Origin of the sequence: Streptomyces sp. NPDC005393 (assembly GCF_040606675.1) — a bacterium.
GTDB lineage: Bacteria > Actinomycetota > Actinomycetes > Streptomycetales > Streptomycetaceae > Streptomyces.
On record NZ_JBEXFG010000025.1, the window covers coordinates 36,026 to 56,908 of the forward strand.

At 73.6% G+C, this 20,883-nt stretch carries 15 protein-coding genes; 7 read left to right on the forward strand and 8 right to left on the reverse strand.

What is annotated here, in order from left to right; translation table 11 throughout:
• Window positions 1–28: 28 nt before the first annotated feature.
• Both ABZS71_RS21215 and ABZS71_RS21220 read right to left on the reverse strand, forming a co-directional pair.
• Window positions 29–2,146, reverse strand: a complete 2,118-nt coding sequence (locus tag ABZS71_RS21215; protein WP_356212375.1) for an ATP-binding domain-containing protein — start codon at window positions 2,144–2,146, stop codon at window positions 29–31.
• A 413-nt stretch (window positions 2,147–2,559) separates the two neighbouring features.
• Window positions 2,560–4,209 carry a DNA repair helicase XPB gene (locus ABZS71_RS21220; protein ID WP_355858082.1) on the reverse strand — a complete coding sequence of 550 codons (1,650 nt, stop codon included), beginning with the start codon at window positions 4,207–4,209 and terminating at the stop codon, window positions 2,560–2,562.
• Window positions 4,210–4,401: 192 nt separating this feature from the next.
• Between ABZS71_RS21220 and ABZS71_RS21225 the strand changes: the two genes are divergently transcribed.
• Window positions 4,402–4,857 carry a hypothetical protein gene (locus ABZS71_RS21225; RefSeq protein WP_356212283.1) on the forward strand — a complete coding sequence of 152 codons (456 nt, stop codon included), beginning with the start codon at window positions 4,402–4,404 and terminating at the stop codon, window positions 4,855–4,857.
• Window positions 4,757–5,359, forward strand: coding sequence for a VanZ family protein (locus ABZS71_RS21230; RefSeq protein ID WP_356212286.1), 603 nt, complete (start codon window positions 4,757–4,759; stop codon window positions 5,357–5,359). Before ABZS71_RS21225 ends, ABZS71_RS21230 begins: the two co-directional genes overlap by 101 nt.
• A 43-nt stretch (window positions 5,360–5,402) precedes the next feature.
• Here ABZS71_RS21230 and ABZS71_RS21235 read toward each other — a convergent pair whose 3' ends face one another.
• On the reverse strand, window positions 5,403–8,126 hold the full coding sequence (locus ABZS71_RS21235) for a helicase-associated domain-containing protein (protein WP_356212288.1): 2,724 nt from the start codon (window positions 8,124–8,126) through the stop codon (window positions 5,403–5,405).
• Between the two features lie 342 nt (window positions 8,127–8,468).
• On the opposite strand from ABZS71_RS21235, the gene ABZS71_RS21240 reads away from it, so the two are divergent.
• Together ABZS71_RS21240 and ABZS71_RS21245 are read left to right on the forward strand one after the other, a co-directional pair.
• On the forward strand, window positions 8,469–9,629 hold the full coding sequence (locus tag ABZS71_RS21240) for a hypothetical protein (protein WP_356212291.1): 1,161 nt from the start codon (window positions 8,469–8,471) through the stop codon (window positions 9,627–9,629).
• A 152-nt stretch (window positions 9,630–9,781) separates the two neighbouring features.
• Complete coding sequence (locus tag ABZS71_RS21245) at window positions 9,782–10,399, forward strand: HAD family hydrolase (protein WP_356212294.1); 618 nt, start codon at window positions 9,782–9,784, stop codon at window positions 10,397–10,399.
• A gap of 190 nt (window positions 10,400–10,589) precedes the next feature.
• On the opposite strand, the gene ABZS71_RS21250 is transcribed toward ABZS71_RS21245, so the two are convergent.
• Window positions 10,590–10,850 carry a hypothetical protein gene (locus ABZS71_RS21250; RefSeq protein WP_355858096.1) on the reverse strand — a complete coding sequence of 87 codons (261 nt, stop codon included), beginning with the start codon at window positions 10,848–10,850 and terminating at the stop codon, window positions 10,590–10,592.
• Window positions 10,851–11,029: 179 nt separating this feature from the next.
• Here ABZS71_RS21250 and ABZS71_RS21255 point away from each other — a divergent pair, with 179 nt between their 5' ends.
• Window positions 11,030–11,413 (forward strand): cold-shock protein, encoded by a 384-nt coding sequence (locus ABZS71_RS21255; RefSeq protein WP_355858099.1) that lies wholly within the window; start codon window positions 11,030–11,032, stop codon window positions 11,411–11,413.
• A 134-nt stretch (window positions 11,414–11,547) separates the two neighbouring features.
• On the opposite strand, the gene ABZS71_RS21260 is transcribed toward ABZS71_RS21255, so the two are convergent.
• The 4 genes from ABZS71_RS21260 to ABZS71_RS21275 all read right to left on the reverse strand — a co-directional run bounded on the left by ABZS71_RS21260 (window position 11,548) and on the right by ABZS71_RS21275 (window position 15,385).
• The gene (locus ABZS71_RS21260; protein WP_356212297.1) at window positions 11,548–12,399 is read right to left on the reverse strand and encodes a 1,4-dihydroxy-6-naphthoate synthase; all 852 of its coding nucleotides are present in this window, start codon (window positions 12,397–12,399) and stop codon (window positions 11,548–11,550) included.
• Window positions 12,396–13,190, reverse strand: coding sequence for a futalosine hydrolase (locus ABZS71_RS21265; RefSeq protein WP_356212299.1), 795 nt, complete (start codon window positions 13,188–13,190; stop codon window positions 12,396–12,398). Before ABZS71_RS21265 ends, ABZS71_RS21260 begins: the two co-directional genes overlap by 4 nt.
• Before the next feature lie 28 nt (window positions 13,191–13,218).
• Window positions 13,219–13,725, reverse strand: coding sequence for a hypothetical protein (locus tag ABZS71_RS21270; protein WP_356212301.1), 507 nt, complete (start codon window positions 13,723–13,725; stop codon window positions 13,219–13,221).
• Window positions 13,726–13,915: 190 nt separating this feature from the next.
• Entirely contained in the window at window positions 13,916–15,385 is a 1,470-nt protein-coding gene (locus ABZS71_RS21275) for an MFS transporter (protein WP_356212377.1), read from the reverse strand.
• A gap of 397 nt (window positions 15,386–15,782) precedes the next feature.
• Between ABZS71_RS21275 and ABZS71_RS21280 the strand changes: the two genes are divergently transcribed.
• Together ABZS71_RS21280 and ABZS71_RS21285 are read left to right on the forward strand one after the other, a co-directional pair.
• The gene (locus ABZS71_RS21280; protein ID WP_355858111.1) at window positions 15,783–16,700 is read left to right on the forward strand and encodes a DUF3027 domain-containing protein; all 918 of its coding nucleotides are present in this window, start codon (window positions 15,783–15,785) and stop codon (window positions 16,698–16,700) included.
• Between the two features lie 434 nt (window positions 16,701–17,134).
• Window positions 17,135–20,575: a molecular chaperone Hsp90 gene (locus tag ABZS71_RS21285; RefSeq protein WP_356212380.1), complete on the forward strand. Its 3,441-nt coding sequence runs from the start codon at window positions 17,135–17,137 to the stop codon at window positions 20,573–20,575.
• The last annotated feature ends 308 nt before the right edge of the window (window positions 20,576–20,883 follow it).

The following is a 20,883-nucleotide window of genomic DNA, read 5'->3' on the forward strand; positions in this document are numbered from 1 at the left end:
CGCACCCGGCCACCCGCATCCACAGGCGTCAGGCCAGCCGCTCCGGAAGCGGCGCCGCGTGGACGACCGTCAGCCCCGAGACCGCACGGGTCAGGGCCACATACAGACGACGGAGCCCCGTACGTTCGTCCGGCTCGCCGTCCACCACCGCGGCCGGTTCGTCCAGCACCACATAGTCGTACTCCAGACCCTTGGCGAGCGTCGCCGGGACGAGGGTGAGGCGGGCCTCGGCGCTGGTCTCCTCCCCGGGGGAGAGGTGCGTCAGACTCGCGGCGCCGAGGGCTGAGGCCAGCGCCGGGATACGGGCCTCGGCGGCGATCAGGCCGATGGAACCCTCATGCGTCAGCGCCTCCCGGCAGGCGGCGATGACGGCGGTGTCCAGCTCGGCCGGGGCCACGGCCCGTACGGCGAAGTCGCCCGCCGCCTCGCGGATGGAGGTGGCCTCCGACAGGCCGGGGGCGATGGCGGGGAGCAGCCGGGAGGCGTAGGCGATCACCTCGCGCGGGACTCGGAAGCCCTGGGTCAGCTCCTCGATCGTGGCGCCCTCCTTGCCCAGATGGGTCAGGGCCTCCTTCCAGCCGGCGGTGGCCCAGGGGGTGGTGCCCTGGGCGATGTCGCCGAGGATGGTCGCCGAGCCGGTCGTACAGCGGCGGCCGACCGCGCGGTACTGCATGGGGGACAGGTCCTGCGCCTCGTCGAGGACCACATGGCCGAGCGAATGCGTACGCTCCACGAGATCGGCCGCCTCGTCGATCAGGACCGCGTCCGCCGGGGACCACTTGGCGGACTTCACGCTGCGGGCGGGTTTGGCCCAGAGCACGGCCTTCTGCTCGTCGGCGTCGAGGATGCCGTCCGCGTGCTCGGCGAGGAAGTCGGGTTCGGAGAGCAACCGCAGTACGAGCTTCGCCGGGTCGACCGGGGGCCAGATCGCCTTGACCGCCGCCTTGACGGCCGGGGTGCGCGCGACCGCGTCCTGTACCCGGTCGTCGGGGGCCTCGCCCGCCTGCTCCATCCGGACGAGTACGGCGTGCGCGATCCGCTGGGGCAGGGCGTCGCGGGCGGCGCCGTAGCGGATGCCGCGGGCGAGCAACTCCTGGACGATCTCTTCCAGCTCGTACGCCGGCACCCGCCAGCGGCGCGAGCCGCGCACGACCACGCACGGCTCGGTCGGCATGGTGACGTACGAGCGCAGGGCGCGGCGCAGCACCTCGGCCATCCGCGCGTCGCCCTTGATGCGGGCCGTGTCGGCCGGGTCGGCGCCGCGCACCTCCACGCCCAGGGCCGGGCGCGCCACCAGGTCCTCCACGGTCGCCTGCGCGACCTGCAACTCACCTAGCGCGGGCAGGACTTGCTCGATGTAGTGGAGGAAGGAGCGGTTCGGGCCGATGACGAGGGTGCCGGAGCGGGCGAGCCGCTCGCGGTGCGCGTAGAGCAGATACGCGACGCGGTGCAGGCCCACCGCCGTCTTCCCGGTGCCCGGCGCCCCCTGGACGCAGACGGTGCCGCCGATACCGGCGCGTACGATCTCGTCCTGCTCCGGCTGGATCGTCGCGACAATGTCCCGCATAGGGCCGACGCGCGGGCGCTCGATCTCGGACTGGAGCAGCTTGCTGGCCTGCTCGCCCTCGGCCGGATCGCTGAGGTGCTCGTCCTCGTACGCGGTCAGCTCACCACCCGTATAGCCGAAGCGGCGACGCAGCGCGATGTCCATGGGCGCCTTCTTGGACGCCTGGTAGAAGGGCTGGGAGACGGGGGCGCGCCAGTCGATGACCATGGGGTCGCCGTCGGCGTCGTGTACATGCCGCCGCCCGATGTAAAAAGTGTCTGTTGGGCCGCCTCCGGCGGCGGGCTGCTCATCCTCGGCGCCCTCCGCCGTCTCCGCGCCCGGTGCGTTCTCCGCGCCCGGTGCGTACAGATAGTCGAGCCGGCCGAAGAAGAGCGGGGTGTGGGCGAGGTCGGCGAGGGCCTTGATGCGCTCGCTGACCTGGTGTTGCAGGGCTTCGGCGTTCACCCAGTTCGCGGTGACGTCCCGGAGGTCGAGGGCCTCGGCGTCGGCCCGCATGGTGCGCAGTGCGGAGCGGGACGCGGTGAGATGGGCGCGCTCCCGGGCGAGGGGAGCTGGGTGGTCAGGGGCGTGCGAGGGCACGGCGTAGCCTCCGGCGGCGGATACGAGAAGGAAGGTGCTCTGGTGGAACCGGCCGGTTTCCGTCCGGGCGGTGGCACTCCCCGTAGCGGGAGGCGGCAAGACGGGCGATTGTAGCCAGGGGGCGTCCGGGCCGCGAATGATTAATCGCGGCTTCAGGCGAGGTGGGCCGGGGTGAGGCCCAGAGCCCGGAAGGCGATCCGCTGGTCGAACCACAGCAGCGTCACCGTCACGGCGTCTCCGTCTCGGTCTCGGCCTGCCGCTTGAGGGTGTTGACGCTCATTGCCCGCCCCTTGGATGGTGTGCTGCCAGGTCGTCCTGACACCACACGATCCTTCCGGGCGGCTGACGCCCCAGGGAGAGTTGGCAGTCACCGGTCACCCATGACAAGAGTCATGGGCCCGGCAGGGGCTGCGTCAGACGTCCTCGTCCGCCAGCAGCTCGTCCGCGTCAACGATCCGGTACGCGTACCCCTGCTCGGCCAGGAACCGCTGGCGGTGCGCCGCGAAGTCCTGGTCGATCGTGTCGCGGGCGACCACCGAGTAGAAGATGGCCGGGTGGCCGTCGGCCTTCGGGCGCAGCACCCGGCCGAGCCGCTGGGCCTCCTCCTGGCGGGAGCCGAAGGTGCCGGAGACCTGGATGGCGACGGTGGCCTCGGGGAGGTCGATGGAGAAGTTGGCGACCTTCGAGACGACGAGCACCGACAGCTCGCCCTCCCGGAAGGCGCCGAAGAGCTTCTCGCGCTGCGCGTTGCTGGTCTCGCCCTTGATGACGGGCGCGTCCAGATGCTCGCCCAACTCATCGAGCTGATCGATGTACTGACCGATCACCAGCGTCTGCTGCCCCTGGTGCCGGGCGACCAGCGCCTCGGTGATCCGCCGCTTGGAGGCGGTGGTGGCGCAGTATCGGTACTTCTCCTCGGTCTCGGCCGTCGCGTACGCCAGCCGCTCGGTCTCCGTCAGATTGACGCGGACCTCGACACAGTCGGCGGGCGCGATGTAGCCCTGCGCCTCGATCTCCTTCCAGGGCGCGTCGAAGCGCTTCGGCCCGATGAGCGAGAAGACGTCGGACTCGCGGCCGTCCTCCCGTACGAGCGTCGCCGTGAGCCCGAGCCGCCGCCGCGCCTGCAGATCGGCCGTGAACTTGAAGACGGGCGCGGGCAGCAGATGCACCTCGTCGTAGACGATCAGGCCCCAGTCGCGGGAGTCGAACAGCTCAAGGTGCCGGTAGATGCCCTTCCGCTTGGTCGTCAGCACCTGGTACGTGGCGATGGTGACCGGGCGGATCTCCTTGCGCGTACCGCTGTACTCGCCGATCTCGTCCTCCGTGAGCGAGGTGCGGCGCACCAGCTCGTGCTTCCACTGGCGGGCCGAGACGGTGTTGGTGACCAGGATCAGGGTCGTCGACTTGGCGGTGGCCATCGCACCCGCCCCGACCAGCGTCTTTCCGGCGCCGCAGGGGAGGACGACCACACCGGAGCCGCCGTGCCAGAACCCCTCCACGGCCTGCTTCTGATACGGCCGCAGCGCCCAGTCGTCCTCGCGCAGCTCGATGGGGTGCGCCTCGCCGTCCACGTAGCCGGCCAGGTCCTCGGCGGGCCAGCCGAGCTTGAGCAGTGTCTGCTTGATCTGGCCGCGCTCGGAGGGGTGGACGACGACCGTGTCCGGGTCGATCCGGGCGCCGACCAGCGGCTGGATCCGCTTCGACCGCAGGATCTCCTCGAGCACCGGGCGGTCGATGGTCTCCAGGACCAGGCCATGGGTGGGGTGCTTGAGCAGCCGCAACCGTCCGTAGCGGGCCATCGTCTCGGCGACGTCGACGAGCAGGGCGTGCGGCACGGGGTAGCGGGAGAACTCGACGAGGGCGTCGACGACCTGCTCGGCGTCGTGCCCGGCGGCGCGGGCGTTCCACAGGCCCAGCGGGGTCACCCGGTAGGTGTGGATGTGCTCGGGCGCGCGCTCCAGCTCGGCGAAGGGCGCGATGGCGCGGCGGCAGGCGCCGGCCTGCTCGTGGTCCACCTCGAGCAGGAGCGTCTTGTCGCTTTGGACGATGAGGGGGCCATTCACGCGCCTGGGTCCTTTCGTACTACCGGCCAAAGAACCAGTGTCCCCCATCGGAGAGGCGTAGCGGAGGGCCACAGGGATACTCCGGTCGGCGACGGGCAAGCGGGGACAAGAACGCGGAGCACGTGGACAGGAACGCGGCGGGACGACTGAGGAGAGCGGCGGGAGGCAGGTTCCTGTGATCAGTATCGCTGGGTGGGAGATCCGGCGGCAGCGCACTCGGGTGCGCGACCAGACGCCGACGGACGGGAAGACGCCGACGGGCAAGAATCCACCGACGGACGGGAAGACGCCGACGGGCAGGAAGCCACCGACGGACGGGAAGACGCCGACGGGCAGGAAGCCACCGGCCGACGGGAAGACGCCGACGGGCAAGAAGCCACCGGCCGACAGGAAGACGCCGACGGGCAAGAAGACGACGGGTACGACGACGAGGACAGCGGCGAAGAAGACGGCGGCGGCGAAGAAGAAGCCGGGCCCGGCCAGGAAGACGAGCCCGGCCAAGAAGCCCGCGATAACGAAAAAGGCCGCAAAGGCCGCGACGAAGCCCGTGACGGCCACGAAGCCCGCGACGGCGCCCTCGGCGCGGAAGAAGCCCGAGACCGCCGAGCCGCCGTCCACACCGGAGGCGCAGACGCTCCCGGCCACTGAGACAACGGCACCGCCCCTCCAGCGGGACTCGTTCCTCGCCCATGCGGGGCGGGCGCTGGTGATGCTGGTGGCGTTCGTGGCGATGGTCGGTTTCGCGGCGGCGCTGGCCAAGGCGACGCTCGTACCGTCGCCGGGCTCCGCCGACCTTGTCCACACCAACCTGCGGCCGGGCGACTCGCTGCGCCAGTACGTCAACCAGCCCGCCTTCCGGGACACGGTGAAGCAGATCGGCGGCAATGTGCTGCTCGGCGCGCCCTTCGGGGTGCTGCTGCCGATGCTGATGCCGAAGGCGCGGGGCGCGGTGCGGGTGGTGCTGGTGACCGCGCTGGTGATGGTGGCGGTCGAGACGGTGCAGGGCATGATCGTCGAGGGCCGGGCCTTCGACGTCGACGACGTCATCCTCAACACCTCGGGCGCGCTGCTGGGCTACGTCCTGATCGGCCGCCACCTCGGCCGCGCCCTGCACCCCCGGCGCCACCACTGGTGGCAGCGGCGGGCATGAGCCTGGCGCGTGGAGGGACGGCTCTGGTGTGTGGAGGGACGGCTCAGGCCGAGTCGTCCGCCAGCTCCGCCACGCCCGTGATGCGGTGCAGGGGGTACGTACGGACCTCGTCGGCGGTGTGGTCGTAGGCCGTGACGAAGCCGCCCTCGACGCGGACCGGGGCGATGACGCGCTGGCTGGCCGCGCCGTCGGCGTTGACGTAGCCGATCCAGACGGCGGAGCCGGTGAGGGCCGCGGCCTGCATGGTGGCGAGGGTGTCGGCGGAGGTGGTGCGGGGGAGCCGATCGCCGGTGCCGGTGCCGGTGCCGGTGCCGGTGCCGGTGCCGGTGCCCGTCGCCGTACCTCCGCTCGCGGCCGCCGCCACCGGCTTGTGGGGCGCGGTCGCGGCGCGGTCGCCGGCGCGGATGGCGCGTACCGCCGCGCCCAGCAGCGTTTCGTCGGGCATCGGCGGGCCGTCCGGAACGGGGGTCGGCGGTGTACGGGGCGGGGTGCGCTGGGCCTCGGCGCGGGTGATCAGCACATCGCCCTCGGCGGATTCGGCCGCCGGCGCGTACCCCATCGCCCGCAACCCCTCGAGCAGCGCGTCCGGTGGCGCCTGGGCGGCCAGCACGGTGGGTGCGAGGCGGCGCAGCCGTAGCCCCGCGGAGCGGCGGTCGGCGAGGATCTCGGCGAGCAGGGCGTCGTCGTCGCAGCGCAGATAGGCGGAGGCGGCGCCGATGCGCAGACGGCCGTGTTTCCGGGCCATGTCGTCGATGAGGTACGTGAGCGGCTGGGGCACCGGGGTGCGGCTGTGGGCGGCGAGGAAGGTGTGCAGGTCGTCGGCGGTCCGCCCGGCGTCGAGCGCGCGCCGTACGGAGGCGGGGGTGAAGCGGTAGACGGTCGCGCCGCCCTTGGACTCGACCTCGGCGAGGACGCCGAGCGTCTCGGCGAGCGGCCGTTCCAGGGGGCCGGGCGCGACGGCTGTGAGGTCGGCCTGGAGCAGGACGTGGTCGAGGGGGGCGGGCAGCAGCGGCGCGAGCAGCCGGGCGGCGGCGGAGGCGGCGGTGGTGGCGGCCTCGGCGCGGGTGGATTCGCCCCGGTCGGAGGCGATCAGCGCGCGGCCGTGGGACGAGAGCGCGGCCCGGCCGGTGATCCCGAGCAGTTCGGCCTCGTTGAGCGTCCAGTGGGCCAGTCGCGAGCGCAGATCGGCGGGCGGAGCGGCGGTTGCGGCGGAGGCGGCGGAGGCGGTAGAGGCAGGGGGTACCCCGGCCGCGCCGCCCCGGTGGCTCGTCGGCCGCTCCCAGCGCAGCCGGGTCATGAGCGCGTCGGGGTCGGGTGAGGCGCCCGGCGGGAGGGTGGCGAGGAGTTCGAGCACGCGGCGGCGGACGTCGGGGGCCGGGGAACGGTCCAGGTCCGGGCCGAGGGCGGCAAGGGTGCGGCCCTTGCCGTCGCGGCCGCCGACCAGCCCCGCCGTACGGGTCGCGGCGAGCCAGGCGGTGGCGAGCCGAGCCCAGCGCTGCTCGGCGGGCAGCCGCAGCCAGTCGTCGTAGGCGGGGGTGGGGGCGTAGCGCTCGTCGGTCTCGCCGTCGGAGGCCAGCAGCCCGGCCGCGTAGGCCAGCTCGATCCAGAAGGCGGCCACCGGTTCGGTGACGTCGAGCGCGACGGCGGTGCGCTTGAGGTCGCGGACGCTCAGCCCGCCCGCGCGCAGCACCGGCGGCCCGCCGCTCTCCCACTGCCCCAGCAACTCCTCGACGGTGGCCAGCGCCGTGAACGCCTGACCCGCGGCAGCGTTGTCCACAGCCTGTGGATTATGTTCGGCGGCGGCCGACAGCGGCGGGGCCACCGGCTCGGGGGCGCGGTGGGCGCGGCCACCGCGCAGATGCAGGGCGACCTCACGCGGCAGCACCACATTGCGCGGCCCGGACGGCAGCAGCAGCCCGCGGTCCAGCAGCCATGCGACGGGCGGGGTGGGGGAGGCGACGGACGCCTCGCCGTACGGCGGCCCCCAGGTCAGCTTGGCCAGGACGGCCGCCGCGCCCGCCGGTGCCCCGGACAGCAGCGCCGCCATCCGCACGCGGTCGTTGAACAGGGCGGTGAGGGCGGCCACGGCCGTCACCGGGTCATGCGTGGGCGGCAGCCCGGCCGCCGCCAGCAGCTCCTGCAGCCGGCCGGGCGACATCCCGGCCGTGGCCTCGTGGACGGTCGGGCCGAGGCCGGTCGGGGAGGGGAAGGTGGGCGAGGGGGCGAGCAGCTCACGGGCGGTGCGGACCAGGCGGAGCCGGTCGTCGCCGCCCCAGATGAGGGCCTGGTCGCGGAGGGTGGCCACGGCGCGCGGCAGCTCGGCGGCGATCCGCTCGCGCGATACGGCGGGGACGGCGCGGCCGTCGGCGGCGGAGACGCCGGAGACGGAGACGCCGGGGGCCTCGGAGACGCCGGCGACGTCGGCGGGGACCTCCGCGGCGGCGGCGTCGGCGACCTCGGCCGGAAGGTTCTCGTCCCCCGTCATCAGGGCGCTCAACGTCTCGTACGGGCAGGGGTCGGGCGCCACCGCCAGGGCCTCGGCGGTCTGCAGCGCGAACCGGTCGAGCCGCTCCACGGCCCGTACGACCGAGGCGCGGGTACCGGCCCGGGTGGCGAGCTGGGTGAGGTCGTTAGGAACGGGGGAGAGCAGGTCGGGGCGGGCACGCAGCAGGGCGGCAAGGGCGTCGTCGGGGCGGGTGCGCAGCTCCTCGGCGAGCGTGCGCGGCGCTCCGCGACCGCTGTCCCCTTGGCCGGTCTCTGCAGGCACTCATGCCTCCCGATTCCGCGAGCTGGTCGGGTGAACGCTGTCCCCGTGGCGGTTCCCTGCAGGCATTCATGCCTCCCGATTCCGCCAGCTGCTCATGTGGACGCTGTCCTGGTGGCGGTTCCCTGCGGGCATTCGTGCCTCCTGATTCCGCCAGCTGCTCATGTGGACGCTGTCCCCGTGGCGGTTCCCTGCGGGCATCCATGCCTCCCGATTCCGCCAGCTGCTCATTCGATCCACAGTACCCGGGGGGTGACGAACGCAGGTGATGCGGCGGGTTTCCGGTCCCGCGCGGTACCGTCGAAGCCGTCTGTACGCCGACCGTGCGCATTCTCAGGGGTCTTGGTGGGGATCGAGAGCGAAAAGCTCGTCTACGACTATCTGAGCCGCGTCGGTGACCTGGCTCAGCAGCAGGGTTTGTCGTCCGGCGACCGGATGCGGCTGGTCTCCGGGCTGCGCGCCGATATCGACCACCGGCGGGCGACCGGTGGTACGGACAGCCCGGCCGGAGTCAAGCGGATTCTCGCGAAGCTCGGCTCGCCGGCCGAGGTGGTGGCCGCCGCGGGCGGCCGGGCGCCCGCGGCGGGGAACGGCGGTGAGCCGGGCGCGATCGGGTCCGAGCAGTCGCCGGGCGGGTCGGGCGGGCTGGGCGGTTCAGGCGGGTCGGGCGCGGCGCGGGCGGCCCGTGACAAGCTGGCCGGGCTCGCCGAACGCAGCGGGCTCACCGGCAAGGTGCCCTCGCCACGGGAGGGCAACGCGACGGATGCGGGCAGGGGCGCCCCGCCTTCCCTGATCAAGCCGACGCCCATCACCCCCACCACACCCCCTCCCCGCTCGCCCGCCGCCGCCTCGCCACCGCATCTCGCGGGCGAGGACGAGCTGGGCCCGCGCGAGTCCAACCCGGACTGGTGGCATGTGGACCCGGGCCCGTTCGCCCAGACCGAGCAGCACGATGCGCAGTACGGCTTTGTGGAGGGGTTCGTCGGCGGGGTCGAGATCCCCGAACTGCTCGGCAAGGGCAAGACGGCCGATCAGGAGCGGCAGGAGCGTCAGGAGCGGAAGGAAGCCGAGGAGAAGGCGGCCGCGGAGGCGGCGGAGGCCGAAGCCGCGGAAGCGACGGACACCGGCGGCGGCGCGGCGCCCGGCCGGGCCGGCCGGGCCGGTTGGGCGACCGGGCTGAGCCCGGTGCTGCTGTTGTCGATCGCGCTCCTGGTCGCGGGCGCCGCGCTGGGCAACGTGGTCCTGCTCGGCTTCGGCTGGGTGCTGGCGTACAGCACCCGCAAGCTGTCCCGCGCCGAGGCGAAGTTGGCCGTGATGGGCATGCCCGGCCTGATCGCGGCCGGCGGGATCCTCTGGCTGTGGGGCCGGGCCAATGACAGGTGGGGCGACCCGATCCCGGAGAACGGGATGAAGGACGCGCTGACGCAGACCTGGCCGGTCGTCGTACGGGCCGCCGCCATCGCCTCGGTGCTGTTCCTGCTGTGGCGGGCGCGGCGCCGGGGGTGAACCGGCGGCCGGACGGCGTAGCGCGGCCGGACGGCGTCGCTCAGCGACGGATCGCGTAGCTCACGGTCGGCAGACATCGCTTCCGTTCGATCGTTTCATCGCAGGTTAGGCGAGGCTAAGTGTCTGCGGTGGATCAAGGCACAATGGCGGGCATGGCTTCGCACCCTGTGACGGTCGGCTTCGACCTCGACATGACGCTCATCGACTCCCGGCCCGGCATCAAGGCGGCGTACGAAGCGCTCTCCGCCCGGACCGGCATCTTCGTGGACGCGGAGCTCGCCATCACCCGGCTGGGGCCCCCGCTGGAGCAGGAGCTGGCGCACTGGTTCCCCGATGAGCGCATAGAGGAGATCGGCGAGCTCTACCGCGAGCTGTACCCGGAGTACGCGATCGCGCCGACCCTCGCCATGCCCGGCGCGCGTGAGGCCGTCGAGGCGGTCCGGCGGGCCGGGGGCCGCGCCATCGTCGTCACCGCCAAGCACGAGCCCAACGCCAAGCTGCACCTGAACCATCTGGGCATCGAGGCGGACGCGGTCATCGGGTGGCTGTGGGCCGAGGCAAAGGCGGAGGCGCTGCGCGAGTATGAGGCGACGGTGTACGTCGGCGACCACACGGGTGACGTACGGGGCGCGCGCACGGCGAACGCGCTCTCCGTGGCGGTCCCCACCGGGCCGTGCGGGGCGGAGGAATTGCGCGAGGCCGGGGCCGATGTCGTGCTGGACGATCTGACGGCCTTCCCGGCGTGGCTGGAGAGCCACACAGCGGGCTGAGCGGCCCGAGCGGCGTCACACGCGTCAACGAGGAGCACCGACACCGCGTCACACGCGTCAACCCGAAGAGCCGCACCCCGACGCGTCAAGCCGGAGAACCAACGCCCCGGGTCACCCACCCGGAGTCATCGGGAGTCACCCACCCGGAGTCATCGGGAGGTCACCCGGAGGCGCCTGGAGTCACCCGGAGTCACTCACCCGGGCTTATCCGCGCGGCGGCCTCCCGCCGCTGCGCCGCGATCGACCGCAGCAGCCCGGCGGCGGCCAGCGCGAAGCCGACACCCATCAGCATGCAGACGAAGTACGCCGCCGACGGCAGCGGATCCGCGCCCAGAAAGAGAGGGGCGACGGTGACGAGCGTGGCCACCGCCCCGATGGCGAAGACAATCGCACCGAATCGTACGAGCCGGTCGCCGGGAGCGGTTCCACTGTGCGGGGTTTCATTGCTCACCGCACCAGGGTAGATCGGTGCCAGAGCGCGGATACGAACCACCCGGAACCAGCCGGGTACGTCTTGTCACCAGGCTCGGGACCATTAGCCTTGGTGGTGGCGGGTCTTACGACCCGCTGTAGTGCTATCCAGAGCTGTTTTTCCGTGTTTTCCGACGAGCGACGAGGACGAGGACAGACGTGCCTACCGGCAAGGTCAAGTGGTTCAACAGTGAGAAGGGCTTCGGCTTTCTCTCCCGCGATGACGGCGGCGACGTCTTCGTGCACTCGTCGGTGCTCCCGGAAGGCGTGGACTCGCTGAAGCCGGGGCAGCGCGTTGAATTCGGTGTCGTGGCCGGAAACCGCGGCGACCAGGCACTTTCGGTGACTCTTCTGGACCCTACCCCGTCGGTTGCGGCCGCCCAGCGGCGTAAGCCGGACGAGCTGGCGTCGATCGTCCAGGATTTGACCACCCTGCTGGAGAATGTGACCCAGCAGCTGGAGCGCGGCCGTTACCCCGACAAGGCGCATGGCCACAAGATCGCGGGGATGTTGCGTGCGGTGGCGGATCAGCTCGATGTGTAACCGGCTGCGCGGGTAACCGGCTGCGCGGGTAATCGGCTGCGCGGCAATCAGCTGCACGTCCAACCAACCGCAGGCCACCAGCCGCACGTGTAGCCAGCCGCGCGGGTCACCGCCTGTGCGGTAACCAGCCAAACTCAGACGAATTCCAGTGCGTCAGGGCCGAGGGGCGGCACCAGCCCCTCGGCCGCCGCGCGGGTCAGCAGCCCCCGTACCGCCGCATAGCCGTACTCGCCCAGCTCGGCGGTGAACTCGTTCACATACAGCCCGATGTGCTGATCGGCGACGGCCGGGTCCATCTCCTGGGCGTGCTCCAGGACGTAGGCGCGCGATGCCTCCGGGTCGTCCCAGGCCATCCGCACCGACGTACGGGTGGCGTCGGCCACCGCCCGCAGCCGCTCCGCGCCCAGTGAGCGCTTGGCGACGATCGCGCCGAGCGGGATCGGCAGACCGGTGGTGAGCTCCCAGTGCTCTCCCATGTCAGCGAGGCGGTGCAGTCCGTAATTCTGATAGGTGAACCGGGCTTCGTGGATGACGAGCCCGGCGTCGACCTTGCCGTCCCGCACCGCCGGCATGATCTCGTGGAACGGCAGCACCTGGATCTGCCCCACCCCGCCCGGCACCTCGGCGGCGGCCCACAGCCGGAAGAGCAGATACGCGGTCGAGCGCTCGCTCGGCACCGCGACCGTCTTCCCCGCCAGGTCCTTGGCCGCGCCGGGCTCCCTGGTGAGCACCAGCGGCCCGCAGCCGCGTCCGAGCGCCCCGCCGCAGGGCAGCAGCGCGTAGTCGTCCAGCACCCACGGCAGCACGGCGTACGACACCTTCAGCACATCGAACTCGCCGCGCTCCGCCATCCCGTTGGTGATGTCGATGTCGGCGAAGGTGACATCGAGCGCGGGCGCGTCCGGGACGCGGCCGTGTGCCCAGGCGTGGAAGACGAAGGTGTCGTTCGGGCACGGGGAGTACGCGATCTTCAGCGGGTCGGTCACTGCCGGGTTCCTTCCAGGTCCGGGTCCAGGTCCAGGTCCGGGTCCAGATCCGGGCTCTCCGGTCCGGAGGGCCGGGTTCCGAGGACGGAAGCGATCTTCCCGAACGCGCCCCCGAGGGCGTCGAGCGCCTCGCCGATCCGCCAGGCGGCGCGGTCGCGCGGCCCGACGGCGTTGGAGACCGCCCGTACCTCCAGGACGGGCACGGACTGTGCCGCGGCCGCCTCCGCCACCCCGAACCCCTCCATGGCCTCGGCGACGGCGCCCGGATGGCGGCCCAGCAGCTCGGCGGCCCGCTCGGCGCTCCCGGTCACGGTCGACACGGTGAGCACGGTGCCGCGTACGGCGCCCGCCGCCCCGGTGACGGCGGCGACGAGCGGGGCGGGCGGGAGGTGTTCGACGGTGCCGAAGCCCAACTCGGTGACGGCGGCGAAGCCGTCGGGGGTCTCGGCCCCGAGGTCGGCCGCGACGATGGCGTCGGCGACCACGACGGAGCCCAGCGGCGCGGTGCCGAAGCCGCCGCCGATACCGGCCGATACGGCGAGGTCGTACGGGGTCCGGGCGACGGCGGCGGCGGTCAGGGCGGCGGCGGTTCCGGCCGCCGCGGCCGCCGGGCCGACCCCGGCGGCCAGGACGTCGACGGTGAGCGGCGGCCCGGCGGGCGGCACCGGGCTCAGCCGCCGGATCACCCCACCGGGCACGGGGAGTTCGGCGACCTCGGGGGCCGTGGCGCCGATGCCCCGCACCACGGCGTCCCGCTCCGCGGGGACGGCGGTGACGATCAGTACGCGCATTGGCGCCTCCCCGCTGTCACAACGTGGTTCAGGAGTCCCTCTCGAGCTTGAAGCGCCAGATGCCCTTGATGCCCTGGCTGCCCTTGCCGAGCTCGGCGACGGTGATGGTGACGCTCTTCTGGAGCGAGGTCTGGCCGGTCTGCGGGTTCTGCTGGGCGAACAGCGTGTCGCTGTCGAAGCTGCGGTACGTCTCCTTGCTCGCCTCGGCCATGACGGGGTTGTTGGCGATCAGGCCCCAGCTGGACTTGGCGATCTCCGGGTCCACCCCGATCCGTACCTTGTCCCCGGCGCCCACCTTGATCGTCTTATCGGGTTTGGCGGACAGGCACTTCTTGAACTTCGCCGAGCTCAGGTCTTTCCCGTCGCCGTAGCAGCCGTTGGGCGCCTCCGCCGTCACCGTGGTCGTACCGACCGTCACGGTCGCCAGCGGGGTCGGCTTGTCGCAGGCGGAGAGGGCGATGAGCCCGAGGGACACGGCACAGGCGGCGGTGGCGGCGCGGCGGCCCTTGCCCCTGGAAAACAACGCAGCGGTCATGCGGGCAGGCTATCGGGCCGTTCCGATCACGCCGCGCGCGGGTGCGGATCAGGCTCCCGCGCGCGTTTCGGGTGCGGATCAGGCTCCCGCGCGCGTTTCAGGCCACCGGCCCCGGCCCCCCCGGCCTCGGTGCAGGCGACCGGCCCCGGCCCCGGCGTCAGGCCCCGCCCCCGCCCCGGCCCCCCCCGCGTCAGGCCACCCGCGGGCGGGGTGCGCCGTGTCGGGACGCGCTCAACAGCCCCCGTACGCTCAGGGCCACGCCCAGCGCGATCATCCCGGCGGCGACGGCCATGCCCAGCACCCCGCTGAGGGGGAGCGCGATGCCGATGGCGCCGCCGACGACCCACGCCATCTGCAGCGTCGTCTCGGAGCGGGAGAAGGCGGAGGTCCGCACCTCCTCCGGCACATCGCGCTGGATCAGCGCGTCCAGCGACAGCTTGCCCAGCGCCTGGGAGATGCCCGCGGTGGCGGCCACGGCGGCGAGCGTCACCGCGCTGTACAGGACCGCCGATACGACGATCACGCCGAGGGCCGAGGTCAGCACCATGGCGATGATCCGCTCCGGACCGCGCGCCCGCAGCCAGGCGCCGATCGCGGTGCCCAGCGCGTTGCCGCCGCCCGCGCAGACGGCGACCAGGCCGAGCGAGAACTCGGGGCCCAGCCCGCCCAGCGGGTGGTCGCGGAGCAGAAAGGCGAGGAAGAGGGTGAGAAACCCGGACAGCGCCTTCAGCGAGGCGCATGCCTGGAGGGCGTGCAGCACGGACGGGCCGACTGTCCTGAGACCGGGCCCCCGGGACCGGCCGCCGAGGCGCCCCCCGAGGCGCCCCCCGAACCACCCGCCGAAGCGCTCCAACGCTCTGCTCCCGACCCTGGCCTTGGGCTTGGGCTTGGGCTTGGGCTTGTGGACCGTCACCGGCAGATGCAGATGGTGCTGGCCCGAGGTGAGCCTCGCCCTGGCCTCACCCTTCGACGAGTCGACCTTGTGCGGCAGCGTGAACGACAGGAACGTGCCCACCATGAAGATCACGAACGCCCCGTACAGCGGCCAGCCCGGACCGATCTGATGCAGCCCGGCCCCGACCGGGGCCGCCACCCCGGTCGCGAGCAGCCCGGCCAGGGTCACCCGGGAGTTGGCCTTGACCAGCGAGAACCGGGGTGGCAGCAGCCGTGGTACGACCGCGGATCTGACCACCCCGTACGCCTTGGACGCCACCAGCACGCCCAACGCCGCCGGATACAGCTCAAGACCGCCGCCCACCACCGCGCCCGCCATCGTCAGCGCCAGCAGCGCCCGGGTGAGCATCGCACCCGCCATCGCCGCCCGGCGGCCGTGCGGAATGCGGTCAAGAAGCGGGCCGATGACGGGGGCGAGCAGGGCGAACGGGGCCATGGTGATGACCAGATAGAGCGCCACCCGGCCCCGTGCCTGGTCCGTCGGGACCGAGAAGAAGATCGTGGAGGCGAGCGCGACGGTGATCATCATGTCGCCCGCGGAGTTCACGGCGTGCAGCTCGATCAGCTTGCCGAGCCCGGACTCCCCGGCGCCATGGGCGTGCGTGGCCCGGCGGATGCCACGGCCGGTCGCGGCGAAGGGGAAATGGAGCGCGCGACCGATCCAGCGGCCCGACCGTTGGATCGAGCCGCCGCCGTGGAACCGCATACTTGCCACCCGACCATGGTGCAGCCAAGGCGGCCACAACGTGAGACCTTCGACGGCTTTCCGGATTGGTTCGCCGCCGCCGGGAACCGGCAACACGCCTCTGTCCAGCGGGAATGCGGTTTTGCTCGGGCGGACGGCGCAGGTGCGGGGTGAGATGGGGGTGGGGGCGGCGTGGCCGGACAAGGTAGCGTGCGTTACGCGCCACCGACGGTCGTTCCTGGCCACGTGCCGAGTAGCCATCCCGCAGAATGGGACGTACAAGGTGTGCCCGAGGCCGGAGCGGGCGCGGACGTCGACGCGGTCCCACGGTCCGCTCCGTCCGCAGTCCCGCCGCCCGGCCGTGCGGCTGGCGCACTCGTCAAACGGCTGCGACGGCGTGGAAGAGAGAATCGATCCTGTGAGTGCTGCGATGCGAAGCCGTACCCCCGACCGCCTGTGCGCCGAGGCGGTCGAACTCGCCCGCGAGGCAGCCGCGGAAGCCGCCAGGCCGGGTACGGTCGGCGAGCACATGGGCGTCGTCGCCGAGGGTGACCGCGTCGTCACGCACCTCTTCGAATGCGTCGAGCCGGGCTATCGCGGCTGGCGCTGGGCGGTCACCGTCACCCGCGCCTCCCGCGCGAAGGCCGTCACGCTGGACGAGACGGTGCTGCTCCCCGGCCCCGACGCGCTGCTCGCGCCGGAGTGGGTGCCGTGGAGCGAGCGGCTGCGCCCTGGCGACATGGGGCCCGGCGATCTGCTCCCCACCGAGGCCGAGGACCTGCGGCTCGAACCGGGCTACTCGGGCGAGGACGTCCCGCCGCCCAACTCCGTCGTCTCCGAGGAGATGCAGCAGCTCGCAGCCGTGGAGGAGGCCGATGTAACGGCCGGCCCGTCCTCCGCCCAGGAGACCCCGCCCGCGGCCGGCACCATCGCGGCCCTCGCCGAGGAACTGGGCATGCGCCGCGCCCGCGTGCTGTCCCGCTACGGCCTGCACATCGCGGCCGACCGCTGGGACGAGGCGTACGGCGCCAAGACCCCCATGGCGCAGGCGGCCCCCGGCACCTGCGCGACCTGCGGCTTCCTGGTGCCTCTCGGGGGCTCGCTGGGGCAGGCGTTCGGCGTGTGCGCCAATGAGTACAGCCCGGCGGACGGCCGCGTGGTGTCCCTGTCGTACGGCTGCGGTGCCCACTCCGAGGCGGCCATCATGCCCAAGCCGCCCCGCCCGGCCCCGCCCGTCGTCGACGAGACCATCGTCGAACCCCTCCCCCTCCACCCGGACCGCACCGGCGGCTCGGTGGAGCCGGACGCGCCGGCGGAGGAACTGGGCCACTCCTGAGTTTCCGCGCCGTTCCTGAGTTTCCGCGCGGTCCCCAGCCGCGGCGCGGCGACCGCGTCGGCCGGGGCGACCGGGGCGGCCGGGGCGACCGCGTCGGCCGGGCCGGGTGCCACTGGCTGTGTTCGTCCCGGACTGTGTTCGTCCCGGGCTGTCCCGGCCACGGTGCCGGGACCTGGCGGTTCGCCGGGCGTGGTCGGCCTGCCCGGCCGTATCCGGCCCGTTGGCGTGCCGGGCCCAAGGAGCGGTGTGGCGGGGATGAGGAGTACGTTCGCCGCTAGCAAGGGCTACGCGTGAGCAATCCGGCGAGAGCGGTGGGGAGACGCGCACCGCGGGAAACTCGACGAAACGTGGAGCCGTACCGCAGACCGTAAGACCGCGCAGGACCCGCGGACCCCGACCAGGAACTCCGGAGGCGAGACGTGAGCAGCACGGCGATGGTGCGAGGCGCGACCGAGGGCGCGGACCCGTTCGGGACCGCGCGGCTGCGGCGCGGCGTGCTGGACGCCTGGGCCGCGTCGCCCGCCCGGTTCCGGGAGGACGCCAACGCCGAGGAGGACCTGGCGCTCGGCGGCCACCGCGACCGGCTGGTCGTCGAGCTGGCGCAGAACGCCGCGGACGCCGCCGCCCGCGCCGGGGTGCCCGGCCGGCTCCGGCTGACCCTGCGACCGGCCACCGACGGCGGGCCGGCGGTTCTGGCGGCGGCCAACACCGGGGCGCCGCTGGACGCCGCCGGGGTCGAGTCGCTGTCCACCCTGCGCGCCTCCGCCAAGCGGGACGAGCCGGGATGGGAGGCCGGGGCGCCCGGACGGGCCGTGGGGCGGTTCGGCGTCGGGTTCGCGGCGGTGCTCGCGGTGAGCGACGAACCCGCGGTGGTGGGTCGTTCCGGCGGGGTGCGCTGGTCGCTGGCCGAGGCGCGTGAGCTGGCCCGGCACACCGCCGAGGGCAACCCCGGTCTCGCCGACGAGCTGCGCCGCCGTGACGGCCACGTACCGCTGCTGCGGCTGCCGCTGCCCGCCGAGGGGATCGCGCCGGACGGCTACGACACGGTGGTGGTGCTGCCGCTGCGCGACGGCGCCGCCCTGGACGTGGCGGAGCGGCTGCTGGCCGGCATCGACGACGCGCTGCTGCTCACCCTCCCCGGCCTCACCGAGGTCGTGGTCGAGACGGCCGAGGGCGTACGGACGCTACGCCGCCGCGAGGAGGGCCCGTACACGGTCATCGAGGACAGTGGCGAACGGGGCAAGGGCACGACGCGCTGGCGCACCGAGAGCGCGGGCGGCCGGCTGGACGCCGCGCTGCTCGCCGACCGCCCGGTGGAGGAGCGGCTGCGGCCGGTGTGGTCGGTGACCTGGGCGGTTCCGGTGGACGAGGAGGGCGCGCCGCTGCGGCCCGGCACGGCCCCGGTCGTCCACGCGCCGACGCCGACCGACGAGCCGCTGGGCGTGCCCGCGCTGCTCATCGGGTCCTTCCCGCTGGAGCCCACCCGCCGCCACACGGCCCCCGGGCCGCTCACGGACTTCCTGGTGGTCCGCGCGGCCGAGGCGTACGCGGCGCTGCTGCGCGAGTGGCATCCGGTGGGGGTCGGCACGATCGGGCTGGTCCCGGGCCCGCTGGGCAAGGGCGAGCTGGACGGGGAGCTGCGGCACCAGGTGCTGGAGCGGCTGCCGAGGGTGCCGTTCCTGCCCAGCGCGGCCTCGCCGACACGGGGTGAGAGTGCGGAGGCCGCGCCGGAGGGCTGGCTGGGCTCGCCGGACGCGCTCGGGCCCGACGCCGCGCAGGGCGGACCCACGCAGGGCGGACCCGGGACGGGCGAGCCGACGCCGGTGCCCGCCCCGCCGGTGCCCGCCCCGGCCCCGGGCGACTGGGACGACGACGTGCTCGCGCGCAGCGGCTACGAGGGCGAGCCGTACGCTCTGCGCCCCCGCGACGCCGAGATCGTCGAGGGCGCGGGCGCGGAGACGGTCGAGGTGCTGGCCGAGCTGTTCCCGACGCTGCTGCCCGCGGGGCTGGAGCGCCGCTCGGAGCTGCGGGTGCTGGGCGTGGCCCGGGTGCCGCTGGGCGAGGTGGTCGACCGGCTCGCGGGCGTCGAGCGCGCCCCGGCCTGGTGGCGGCGGCTGTACGACTCGCTGGCCGGGACCGACCCGGACCGGCTCAGCGGGCTGCCGGTGCCGCTGGCGGACGGCCGTACGACGATCGGGCCCCGGCAGGTGCTGCTGCCGCTCCCGGGCGAGACCGACGGCGAGCCCGGGAGGCGGGCCGAGACCGGGGCCGCGACCGGGATCGGGGCCGAGGCCGAGGCCCCGGTCAGCGACACCCATCGCACCCTCGCCCGTCTCGGCCTGAAGGTGGCGCATCCGGACGCCGCCCATCCGCTCCTGGAGAAGCTCGGCGCGACCCCCGCCACCCCGCGGGCCGTGCTGACGACGCCCCAGGTGCGGGCCGCCGTCGCGCATTCGCTGGAGGCCGAGGACGAGTACGACCCGTTCGCGGAGGACGGCGAGGGGCTTGGCGCGGCGCTGGACGCCGACACGCTGGCCGACACCGTCCTCGGCCTCGTCCAGCAGGCGCGGCTGGCGCCCGGCGACGAGCCGTGGATGGCCGCGCTGGCCCTGCCGGACGAGGACGGCGAGCTGGCCCCCGCTGGTGAACTGGTCTTCCCCGGCAGCGCCTTCGAGCAGGTGATGCGGGAGGGCGAGCTGGCCGCGTGCGACGCCGAGCTGGCCGAGCGCTGGGGCGAACAGCCACTGGCCGCGGTCGGCGTGCTGGCGGGGTTCACCCTGGTCCGGGCCACCGATGTGGTCCTGGACCCGGACGAGCTGGAGCCGCGCGAGGGCGACTACGCCGAACCGGACGACATCGGGGTGCTGGACGCCGTGGACGTCTGGTGCGAGGACGTCCTGGACCGGCTACCGGAGACGCCCGTGCCGCCGGTCGCCACCGAGATCGTGGCCGTACGCGATCTGGACCTGGTCGACGACGACGCCTGGCCGCGCGCCCTGGCCATGCTCGCGCAGCCGCCGCTGCGCGACGCGCTGACCACCCCCGTGCGCGTCCTGCTGCCGGACGGCACGACCGAGACCGTGCGCTCGTACACCGCCTGGTGGCTGCGCGGCCACCCGGTGCTGGACGGCCGCCGCCCCGCCGGGCTCCGCGCGGCCGGGGGCGATCCGCTGCTGGCCGGGCTGTACGAGGCGGTGGACGCGGCCGGGTTCGAGGACGAGCAGGTGCTGCGGGCGCTGGGCGTACGGACCTCCGTCGCGGCGCTGCTGGACGAGCCGGGCGGCGCGGCCGAACTGCTGGGCCGCCTCGCCGACACCGACCGGGAGGTGACACCCGCCCAGCTGCACGCGATCTACGGTCAGTTGGCCGACCTCGACCCTGACGAGGTGACCCTCCCGGACGAGCTGTGCGCCGTCGTGAACGGCGAGCCGCGGGTGGTCGACGCGGGCGACACCCTGGTCGTGGACGCGCCGGACCTGATGCCGCTGGCCGAGTCGGACGGCCGTCCGCTGCTGCCCGTTCGCCCCACGCGGGCGGCGGACCTGGCCGAGCTGTTCCAGGTGCGCCGGCTGAGCGAGGCGTACCCGGCCCGGGTCATCTCCCAGGGCGATCCGCATGACGTCCCGGAGGCGGTCCGTGAACTCCTCCCGGGCGCCCCGCTGTCGTACGTCGAGCATGAGGAACTGCTGATCGAGGGCGATATCGAGCTCGACTGGCGCTACACGGACGGCACCCTGCACGCCTCGACGGTCGAGGGCGTCGCGGCCGGTCTTGCCTGGGCCTCGGGCCACTGGTCCCGCCGCTTCGAGGTGGCGGCCCTGCTGGAGGACCTGACCCGCACGGAGGAGCTGGCCCAGGCCCGCTGGTTCGACTGACGGCCCGGCCCCAGCACGCCGCGCCGTGCCGTGCCGCGGTCGGTCGGTCGGCGCGGTGCGGCGGGCCCTCGGGACGGTTACGGCTTGCGGGCCACGCCCGCGAAGATCCACAGGTCCAGCGCCACTGACCGTCCGGTATCAGCCCTGTTGTCCGCCCTGGCCGGCCTGTCCGCCCTGGCCGCCCCGGCCGCCCCGGGCGGTGCGGCGGGCCCCGGGACGGTTACGGCTTGCGGGCCACGCCCGCGAAGATCCACAGGTCCAGCGCCACTGACCGTCCGGTATCAGCCCTGTTGTCCGCCCTGGCCGGC

Excerpts from the sequence above, each read along its gene's own strand:
- ABZS71_RS21245 (WP_356212294.1), top strand. The coding sequence starts at position 9,782 with ATGGCTTCGCACCCTGTGACGGTCGGCTTCGACCTCGACATGACGCTC.
- ABZS71_RS21265 (WP_356212299.1), bottom strand. The coding sequence starts at position 13,190 with ATGCGCGTACTGATCGTCACCGCCGTCCCCGCGGAGCGGGACGCCGTG.
- ABZS71_RS21270 (WP_356212301.1), bottom strand. The coding sequence starts at position 13,725 with ATGACCGCTGCGTTGTTTTCCAGGGGCAAGGGCCGCCGCGCCGCCACC.
- ABZS71_RS21275 (WP_356212377.1), bottom strand. The coding sequence starts at position 15,385 with ATGCGGTTCCACGGCGGCGGCTCGATCCAACGGTCGGGCCGCTGGATC.
- ABZS71_RS21285 (WP_356212380.1), top strand. The coding sequence starts at position 17,135 with ATGGTGCGAGGCGCGACCGAGGGCGCGGACCCGTTCGGGACCGCGCGG.